The sequence below is a fragment of the Mesorhizobium sp. M4B.F.Ca.ET.089.01.1.1 genome (genome assembly GCF_004022605.1).
GTDB classification, from domain to species: domain Bacteria; phylum Pseudomonadota; class Alphaproteobacteria; order Rhizobiales; family Rhizobiaceae; genus Mesorhizobium; species Mesorhizobium abyssinicae.
In genome coordinates this window covers 1-384 of sequence record NZ_RZOS01001601.1, presented here as the reverse complement: position 1 = coordinate 384, position 384 = coordinate 1, and the positions used below count along the sequence as shown (strand labels likewise).

The following is a 384-nucleotide window of genomic DNA, read 5'->3' as shown; positions in this document are numbered from 1 at the left end:
GAGTACAGGGAAAAATTTCATTTCATCTATCAATTCTTGCAGATGAATATAATAAGGAAGTCCTAATACACTTAATTGCGCGAATTCTGGTCAATTTTACTCAATATTGTTTGTTTCTGAAAATGTCCTGCCAAAAGATTGGGCAGGTTGTCGCGAGACCGCGCATTTGTTTTCGCGCAGCCTTCTCACCGGAGCGAATCGTCGCCTGCCATGCCTCGTCGCCGATCGCCCAGGCGGCCGATCGCCCAGGCGGCGGCCGATCGCCGGCCTGAGCGTCCGCTCCGGAAACTACAGGCTGAAGCATTACGCACGGCGGGAAGCGCAGGTCGTGGTCGGCAAGGTCTCGCTTCTTCAAGCGCCGCTCGGCGTGCCTTGGGGAATGCC

1 protein-coding gene is annotated in these 384 nt (G+C 54.7%); it reads left to right on the top strand.

All coding sequences use genetic code 11. The features are described 5' to 3' along the window. A partial coding sequence (locus EN780_RS40275; protein ID WP_210215172.1) for a hypothetical protein occupies window positions 1–272 on the top strand: 272 nt, incomplete at its 5' end. Between the last annotated feature and the right edge of the window lie 112 nt (window positions 273–384).